Origin of the sequence: Bradyrhizobium erythrophlei (assembly GCF_042430365.1) — a bacterium.
GTDB classification, from domain to species: Bacteria; Pseudomonadota; Alphaproteobacteria; order Rhizobiales; family Xanthobacteraceae; genus Bradyrhizobium; species Bradyrhizobium erythrophlei.
Genome location: NZ_JBHMET010000206.1, coordinates 1 through 676, shown reverse-complemented (window position 1 = coordinate 676; position 676 = coordinate 1). Strand labels below are relative to the sequence as shown.

Annotated in this window: 1 protein-coding gene; it reads right to left on the bottom strand. The window is 59.6% G+C overall.

Features of this window, described 5'->3' with window-relative positions; translation table 11 throughout:
- Positions 1–508: 508 nt before the first annotated feature.
- Positions 509–661: a hypothetical protein gene (locus tag ACFFWD_RS29225; protein ID WP_376971219.1), complete on the bottom strand. Its 153-nt coding sequence runs from the start codon at positions 659–661 to the stop codon at positions 509–511.
- Between the last annotated feature and the right edge of the window lie 15 nt (positions 662–676).

The window sequence follows — 676 nt, the reverse complement described above, 5'->3', positions numbered from 1 at the left end:
CAAATGGGACCAAATAGAAACGTAACTTCAACCGAAAAACACCTGACGACAAAAGGGGGGGAGGTTAACTCGTTCGCTGAGAAACCCGCGAGCGCCACATGACCCAGACCATTATCGCTCGGCGCGTGCTCTCGCCGTCAAGCCCTTGCGCCCAACGGCGCAACCCTTGCGGGCGTTGGGGCTTGACCGCGAAAGCCCGGCCAAGCAAGGGACCATCACGCCATGAATGCAGCCACAGGCCTCTTGGGAAGCAAGAAAGCGAAGCTCTCGCAAAAAACCTCTTGACTGACGAAGCCTCATATAAGCGCCACGGCGAAACAATAGTGCCCATCTTCATCGGCCGTAGCGCGCCATTTCCTGTCACCGCCGTCGCGCGGGTACCGGATGCGCCTATTACAGCGCTGGCAGAGATACGACGGCTTGCTCTAGTGCCGCGGCGGAGCATCATTCAGCGCGGCGAAAGCTCTGAGGCCGCTGCCACAGCCGCTCGAAGCGCCGCCAAGGATACTCACCGCACTCGATATTTGCTTGCATAATGCTTGCGGAGAATCTTGCGGATCTGCTCAGGAAGCCGCGTGTTATCGCTCGCCGCCGGCTTGCTGCGGCGCTCTCGCAATTTCGGCCGATCCGGGCCGCTACGCTGCTTCGTCACCTTGCCCATCACAGTTCAAAGCTG